We start from the raw sequence: 6,352 nt of genomic DNA, 5'->3' as shown, positions 1-6,352 counted from the left end.
GCCCAACCCAGAAGCCAGGCGAAGGGCGGCGGGGTAGCTGAGCCGTGCGCGTGCTGGTGGTCGAGGATGAGCCGATCGCCGAGGTCCACGGCGGGAGCATCCAGGTCGAGAGCGCCCCCGGGCAGGGCAGCACGTTCGACGTCCGCCTTCCTCTCCCATGAGAAGATTTTCATCTGCAGCTCATCTCGCCTGAACCTCCGCTGTTTAGCCTAATCTCAGTACATGCCAGCAGGGTCTCCGCGGCGGTGAGCCGGCGGGGCTCCGGCAGGCCGAGATCTCCGATGGGCAGAGGAGGAATGGACATGCTGAGGTGGATACGAGGAGAGCACGGGCGACCCATCCCGCGATGGGCGCCGATCCTGGGTCTCCTGCTCCTGGGCCTGGTGTTCGGAGCGGGGCTGTCCACGACTGGGTGGCTGCACGCGGCGGGAGACGGAACCCCGATGGCCGTCACGGCCGCCCCGTCCCCCGCCCAGCCCCCGGCCTCGTTCGCCGGCCTGGTCGAGAAGCTCTCCCCGGCGGTGGTGAACATCCGGATCACCAGGGTGGAGCGCGCCGCCGAGGGGCCCATGGCGATGCCGTTCGGCGATGACGAGGGGCCCTTCGGGCCACTGTTCCGGCGCTTCTTCCGAGAAGGGCCGCGGAGCTATCGCCTGCAGGGCGCCGGGTCGGGGTTCATCATCGGGCCGGAGGGGTACATCGTCACGAACAGTCATGTTGTGGAGGGCGCCACGGAGGTGACCGTGGTCCTGGCCGACAAGGAGGAGTACCCGGCCAGGGTGGTCGGGCGCGACCCGAAGACCGACCTCGCCCTCCTGAAGATCACGCCCCGCGGCAGGTTGACGCCCGCGGCCCTCGGCGACTCCGACCGGCTGCAGGTCGGCGACTGGGTGGTGGCGATCGGGAACCCCTTCGGCCTGAGCAACACGGTTACCGCGGGGATCGTGAGCGCCAAGGGCCGGGTGATCGGCCAGGGACCGTATGACAACTTCATCCAGACGGACGCGGCGATCAACCCGGGCAACTCGGGCGGCCCGCTGTTCAATCTGCAGGGTGAGGTCGTCGGGATCAACACGGCCATCTTCACGCGAACCGGGGGCTCGGTCGGCGTCGGCTTCGCGGTCCCGATCAACCTGGCCAGGAGCCTGCTCCCCCAGCTCGAACGGGGGAAGGTCATCCGCGGCTATCTGGGCGTGCAGATCCAGGACGTGACCCCCGAGCTGGCTGCCGCGATGAATCTGAAGGGGCGGCAGGGCGCCCTGGTGGCGAGCGTCGTCGAGCAGGGGCCGGCCGCGCAGGGCGGGGTCCAGCGGGGCGACGTCATCACGGCGTTCAACGGCAAGCCGGTGGCGGACGCCACGGCGCTGCCGCCCCTGGTCGCCACCACCGCGCCGGGCACGACAGTGCCGGTGACGGTGCTGCGGAACGGGCAGTCCCGGACCCTGACGGTCACGATCGGGCGTCAGCCGGAGGAGTCGAGGGAGCGGGGCCCGGCCGGGCCGCGGTGAAGCCGTATGACCCGCTGCTGCTGGTGGTCCAGCGGGAGGAGGCCGGCCCCTACGTGCCCCCCCGGATGAAGTAGCGTTCCCTTACGCGGTTCGCCCTCCGGGCAGGGCGGTGAGACGGCACCCCCGCCCGTACGAGGGGAGGCGGCCCTCCCCCCTGCCCGCCTCCCCTCATGAGGGCCTTTTACCTGCCTTCCTGCGCCGTCCGCGCCCGCGCCTCTTCCACTCTTCTCGCGTGAAAAGCGCACTGCCTGGCGCCTCAGCACCAGTAGCAGAAGCGGAGGTACGGGCGCTCCAGTTGGAACGGCGGGGGAGGCCCAATGCGCTTCGCCACCTGGTGCTCGCGGGAGGGATCCAGACGACCCGAACCGGGCGGCGACTGGAGTGACGCGCATCCCGCCAGGCCCAGGCTCACGGCGAGCACGAGCGTCATCCACGCGTGGCGCCTTACTGCTCGTCCTCTGCCTGTCATGTCGCTCCTCAATTGGCGTTCTGCCCTCGGGGTGTGCCTAGAGCAGGGGGCGTGCCAGAGGCTGGCCGGCGAGCCGTGAACCCTTCGGATGTCAGGGGGTTGGGGAGGAGCGCCAGGTGGGGCCGGTCAGGAGGAGGTCCAAGATGCGAGCGCTGAGCCGTCTTCACGGTGTAAAGCTCACACGATACCGTGTAACCTTTACATGCCTGCATCTCGGTCGAATATTTAGCGTGCTCGCCTCCAGGATGGCGCTAACTGAAATCACGATGCTTTCTCTCCCCGTCGCCCCCTCCGCCGACCTGGCATGCCGGTTGCCCTGATCTCAACCGAACGTCTGGTGAAGAGATTCCAGAGCGCGCCTTTGCCGGCTCTGGCCCCTCGGCCTCAATAAGGAGCTACGGGAAGGAGGGAAACACATGGGCGTGAAGACGATCTCCCTGATCATCCTCGCCCTGATCGCGGGTCTGGTCGCCGGGCCGGTGTGGGGCGCCCAGCCGTCCGGCAAAGTTGACCAGAATCTCGCCGACCAGGGCCAGAAGATCGAGCGGGCCGCGGCCCGGGCCGAGGCCGGCCAGGTCACGGCCAGAATCGTGGAGGCGTGGAGCGGCACGAAATTCAAGTTCGACGCCGCCAGCGACCCTCGCCCCCTGACCGCGCAGGATGTCCAGACCCTGCGGGACAAGGGGCTGGGCTTCGGGGAGATCTCCATCCTCCTGGCGCTGACCGCCAGGCAACCGGACCCCGCCACGGCCAAGCCCCTGAACGACATCCTGGCCATGCGTCAGGCCGGCAAGGGGTGGGGCGAGCTGGCCCGGGAGCTCGGCTACCGGAACCTGGGCACGGTCATCAGGAGCGTGAGGGCGACGGAGAAGGCCGTCGCGCGGATGGCCAGGCCGATGGAGCGCCCGGAGAAGATGGGGGCCCCCGAGAGAGGGGACCGGCCTGAGATGCCGGAACGCCCTAAGAGACCGGAACGCCCTGGCTCCTCCCACGGCGAGCGTGGCGAGAAGGGGAGATGAAGCGGTCGCTCGTGCTGGCCATGGGTGGCGCGCTCCTGCTGCTCGTAGGGGTGGCCCGATGGCACCTCGTCGAGCCCGGTGAGCCATCGGCCCAGCTGCTCACCGGAGAGCTCTGGCAGAGGATGTCGCCGGACGCCAAGGTGGCGTTCGTGTGGGGGATCGGCAACCTCGTGGAGTTCGAGCGCGTCCAGGCTGGGACTCCCCCGGCGGGGAGCAAGAGCTTCATCCCGTTCCTGACGAGGGGACTGAAAGGGAGACCGATCAACGAGGTGGTCCAGCAGGTGGATGCCTACTACCAGGCTCACCCCGATCAGGTCAGGCGACCGGTGCTCGATGTGCTCTTCCGGGCCGTGGTGCTTCCCGCGTTGGGCCCGGAGGGGAAAGGAGGGAAGGGCAGGTGACACGGACGCTGTCTCTCGTACTCGTCCTGGTGCTGTTGGCCACCGTCGGGTGCGCGAACATGACGCCCCAGCAGCAGCGGACCCTGAGCGCCGGCGCGATCGGCGCGGCCGGTGGGGCGGCCCTCGGCGCCATTGTCGGAGGGAGTCCCACCATCGGGGCGGCGGTCGGCGGCGCGGTCGGCGTGGTCGCCGGCGCGCTGTGGGAGGACTTCAACAGGGCCCTGGGCGGCGGCAAGAAGAAGGAGTAGCCCGGACTCCCGGTCGCCCCAAGACCGGTTCGCCCTCCGGGCAGGGTGGCGCTAAGAGACCCTGCCCGTCCGAGGGGAGGCGGCCCTCCCCCCAATCCGCCTCCCCTCGTCGAGGGCTTCACCCGCCATCTCGCTCACGGTAGGGCCGGGCCGCCCGCACGAAGGTCCCGTGTGAGGCCATAGAGCGGGAGGCCAGGACCACCCCCCTTGACGTCTCCCTCGATTGGGCATATGTTTCGGGCCCTCACAAACGCAATGTCCGGCCCTCTCAGGGGAGGCAGGCAATGTCCCTGGATCGGGTGTCTGGACAGCCCCTGGGCGCCCTTGTTGGCCCCGCTTTTGGCCGGCGAGGGCGTTTGCGTCTCCGGGACCCCCCAGCAGCAGCTGAGCAGACCCGCCGGTCCGCCTGTGGCATTCGGCTCCCGATGTTCGAAGCTACGACCAATGAGGAGGAGGGCCCGAAATGCCGTACTACCTACTGCAGGCAGCCTACACAGCTGAGGCGTGGGCGAGCCTCGTCAAGAACCCGCAGAATCGCCTCGAGGCGGTACGGCCGGTGATCGAGAAGCTCGGGGGGAAGATCGAAGCAGGGTGGCTGGCCTTCGGGGAGTACGACATTGTGGCGATTTGCCAGCTACCTGATAACACGAGTGCCGCGGCGTTTTCCATGGCGGCCGCAGCAGGGGGTGCGGTGAAGGCGATCAAGACCACGCCGTTGATGACGATGGAAGAGGGGCTGGCCGCCATGAAGAAAGCAGCAGGAGCAGGGTACCGCCCACCCAGCAGCTAGCCGAATCCCCGTTGGCTGTGCCGGATGGCCAGTTGTGGGGGGTTATAGGAGGGCACCTGAGAGGAGGAGGATCGGCCATGAAGATACGTTCATTTGGCGCAGCAGCAAAAATCGGATTCGTGCTGCTGTTGGCGCAAGGCGTGGCGGCAGAGGCCGCTGAAGTCAAGGTCATAGCGGGCGCCGCAATGTCGGGGGTAATCGGGGAGCTCGGCCCCCAGTTCGAACGCACGACGGGCCACAAGCTCGTGATCCAGTACGGCTTGGCCCCTGCCTTGAAACGGCAGATCGAGGCCGGTGAGGCCTTCGACCTCGTCATCCTCTCTCGCGCTCCGATGGATGATCTGACCAAACAGGGCAAGATCGCTGCCGGCACGCGCGCTGAGATCGCTCAGGTCTGCATGGGCGTCGCCGTGCGCGCGGGTGCACCCAAGCCCGACATCGGTTCGGTCGAGGCGTTCAAGCGCGCGCTGCTCAACGCGAGTTCGATCACCTACACGGCGGACAGCACGACCGGCATCCATCTTGCAAAAGTGTTCGAGCGCCTCGGCATCGCCGAGCCGATGAAAGCCAAGGCCAAGCCGCAGCAGGTCCCCTTGCGTACTCCTCAGGCCGTCGCCGACGGCGAGGCCGAGCTCGGAATTGCGCTCACCAACATACTTCTGTCCGTCCGCGGTGTGGAGCATGTCGGTCTGCTGCCACCGGAGCTGCAGAACTGCCTCGTCTTCTCGGCCGGCGTTGGTGCCGCCGCCAAACAACCGGACGCGGCCAAGGCGCTGATCAAGCATCTCACGGCACCAGCGGCCGCGGTGGTGATCAAGGCGAAGGGCATGGAGCCTGCCACTCCGTGATGGTGAGTGCCGCTCTGAGCCGGGTTGCGGCCTAACTTAACTTTAGTTGGGCGGATAAGGAGATATTCCCGTGGTGCGGAGACTCCGAGTCGACCCGGATGCAGGGCTATGGCGTTTCAGCCGCTTCGCGAGCGTATCGGCTCGTTGGGAGGGTCTAATGTTGCGCTCGAAAGCACCTTGGTCGGTGGTGGGTGGGTTATTGCTCGCGCTCGGCAGCGTGTCGGCCGAGGCGACGGACTTCAACACGCTGTTGAAAGGCGACTTTGCGTTTACCGGCGTGACCACCTGCTTCACTTCGTTCGATGGCTTTGATGGCAATTTCATTCCGATAGGGACGCGCACGTTTGCAAGCTCCAGCAGCGTAATCGGGGTCCGCACGTTCAACGGCGACGGCACGGGAAAGGCTCGCACGACTGTGGCGGGTGTTGGCTTGCCCTCAACGACCCCAACGTTTTTCAATCCGGGCGGCGCTAATTCAAGCACCATGGACGGCGACTTCACCTACGAGGTCAATGAGGACCGGACTGTCGTAGTCAGGGGGCCGATGTCCACCGGCACCATTCTCGAGGGGCCGCGCTCGGGCGAGCAGATCCGATACGACCATGTTCCCGAGCTTGTTGGCTGGATCTCCAAGGACCTGCGCACGATCGTCGTGGCGCACCGGCGCCTGCAAGTGGAGACGCTCACGTTTCTGTCCGAGGGGCTCGTGCTGCCGCGGATCTGCTATCGAACGAGGGTCGGGATCGAGCTAAAGAACCGCTAACTACAGCTAGGCGTGGGCGTCATCGGCGCTCTTGTGGGCCTGGCCGTGTTTCGTCTTTCGGAGAGCGGCCGCCGCTCATGGGGACACGCCGCGGCTGGAACGCTGGCGCTCCCGAGCCGAAGAACTGCGGGTGCCGGGGCATCGGGGTCCCGCGATTGCGGGGTAAATGTGCTGAAAGGAACCGCCGTATCTGGCTTTAGATGGTATCCGCCCACCAAAGGGGCACGACATGTCCCTGGATTGGGTTGTTGAAGGAGACGCTGACGCCCTCGTTGGCCAGGTTGATGGCCGGCGAGGGTGTTTGTG

The 6,352-nt window shown here is 67.1% G+C and carries 8 protein-coding genes; 7 read left to right on the top strand and 1 reads right to left on the bottom strand.

From position 1 onward, the window contains the following. Nucleotides 1-443 precede the first annotated feature (443 nt). Nucleotides 444-1,508, top strand: a complete 1,065-nt coding sequence (locus HY726_20940) for a Do family serine endopeptidase (GenBank protein MBI4611465.1) — start codon at nucleotides 444-446, stop codon at nucleotides 1,506-1,508. Nucleotides 1,509-1,764: 256 nt separating this feature from the next. Here the strand turns inward: HY726_20940 and HY726_20935 are convergent, their stop codons facing one another. Beyond that, complete coding sequence (locus HY726_20935) at nucleotides 1,765-1,938, bottom strand: hypothetical protein (GenBank protein MBI4611464.1); 174 nt, start codon at nucleotides 1,936-1,938, stop codon at nucleotides 1,765-1,767. A 455-nt stretch (nucleotides 1,939-2,393) separates the two neighbouring features. Between HY726_20935 and HY726_20930 the strand changes: the two genes are divergently transcribed. From HY726_20930 to HY726_20905, 6 genes are all read left to right on the top strand, one after another. Further along, the gene (locus HY726_20930) at nucleotides 2,394-2,996 is read left to right on the top strand and encodes a hypothetical protein (protein MBI4611463.1); all 603 of its coding nucleotides are present in this window, start codon (nucleotides 2,394-2,396) and stop codon (nucleotides 2,994-2,996) included. After that, nucleotides 2,993-3,397, top strand: coding sequence for a hypothetical protein (locus HY726_20925; protein ID MBI4611462.1), 405 nt, complete (start codon nucleotides 2,993-2,995; stop codon nucleotides 3,395-3,397). The genes HY726_20930 and HY726_20925 overlap by 4 nt, the downstream gene beginning before the upstream one ends. Beyond that, nucleotides 3,394-3,645: a hypothetical protein gene (locus HY726_20920; protein ID MBI4611461.1), complete on the top strand. Its 252-nt coding sequence runs from the start codon at nucleotides 3,394-3,396 to the stop codon at nucleotides 3,643-3,645. Before HY726_20925 ends, HY726_20920 begins: the two co-directional genes overlap by 4 nt. A gap of 463 nt (nucleotides 3,646-4,108) precedes the next feature. Continuing rightward, entirely contained in the window at nucleotides 4,109-4,435 is a 327-nt protein-coding gene (locus tag HY726_20915; GenBank protein ID MBI4611460.1) for a GYD domain-containing protein, read from the top strand. A gap of 77 nt (nucleotides 4,436-4,512) precedes the next feature. Further along, complete coding sequence (locus HY726_20910) at nucleotides 4,513-5,283, top strand: substrate-binding domain-containing protein (GenBank protein ID MBI4611459.1); 771 nt, start codon at nucleotides 4,513-4,515, stop codon at nucleotides 5,281-5,283. Nucleotides 5,284-5,440: 157 nt separating this feature from the next. Beyond that, nucleotides 5,441-6,046, top strand: a complete 606-nt coding sequence (locus tag HY726_20905; protein ID MBI4611458.1) for a hypothetical protein — start codon at nucleotides 5,441-5,443, stop codon at nucleotides 6,044-6,046. Nucleotides 6,047-6,352 lie beyond the last annotated feature (306 nt).

It is taken from the genome of Candidatus Rokuibacteriota bacterium, assembly GCA_016209385.1.
In the GTDB taxonomy this organism is placed as follows: domain Bacteria; phylum Methylomirabilota; class Methylomirabilia; order Rokubacteriales; family CSP1-6; genus JACQWB01.
This window is presented reverse-complemented; position numbering and strand designations above follow the sequence as displayed.

Coding starts and splice junctions, on each gene's coding strand:
- HY726_20940 (MBI4611465.1), top strand. CDS start 444: ATGGCCGTCACGGCCGCCCCGTCCCCCGCCCAGCCCCCGGCCTCGTTC.
- HY726_20935 (MBI4611464.1), bottom strand. CDS start 1,938: ATGACGCTCGTGCTCGCCGTGAGCCTGGGCCTGGCGGGATGCGCGTCA.
- HY726_20930 (MBI4611463.1), top strand. CDS start 2,394: ATGGGCGTGAAGACGATCTCCCTGATCATCCTCGCCCTGATCGCGGGT.
- HY726_20925 (MBI4611462.1), top strand. CDS start 2,993: ATGAAGCGGTCGCTCGTGCTGGCCATGGGTGGCGCGCTCCTGCTGCTC.
- HY726_20915 (MBI4611460.1), top strand. CDS start 4,109: ATGCCGTACTACCTACTGCAGGCAGCCTACACAGCTGAGGCGTGGGCG.
- HY726_20910 (MBI4611459.1), top strand. CDS start 4,513: ATGAAGATACGTTCATTTGGCGCAGCAGCAAAAATCGGATTCGTGCTG.
- HY726_20905 (MBI4611458.1), top strand. CDS start 5,441: ATGTTGCGCTCGAAAGCACCTTGGTCGGTGGTGGGTGGGTTATTGCTC.